Below are 228 nucleotides of genomic sequence, written 5' to 3' on the forward strand. Positions count from 1 at the left end.
GAAGATGATCCGGTAGGTCTCGCCGGCGCAGCCGATGATCCGGTCGAGCAGGTCCCGGGGCACGGGCCCGGTGTTGTCGATGAACGTCGCCGGCCCGGCAGCGAGCAGCGCGGCCCAGTCCCGCCCGGCGCCAGGCACGGCAGTTTCGGGCAGGGCGGTGCTGTTGGCACCGGGCGCAGCGGTGCCGTTGGCGCCGGTGGTGGGTTGGCCCAGTGGTCCGACGGCCTG

Annotated in this window: 1 protein-coding gene; it reads right to left on the reverse strand. The window is 74.1% G+C overall.

What is annotated here, in order from left to right; genetic code table 11:
* Positions 1-228 (reverse strand): hypothetical protein (locus HALOF300_RS27165; RefSeq protein ID WP_408637061.1); only part of this gene is annotated, 228 nt, incomplete at both ends.

Origin of the sequence: Occultella aeris (genome assembly GCF_902703175.1) — a bacterium.
Lineage (GTDB): Bacteria > Actinomycetota > Actinomycetes > Actinomycetales > Beutenbergiaceae > Occultella > Occultella aeris.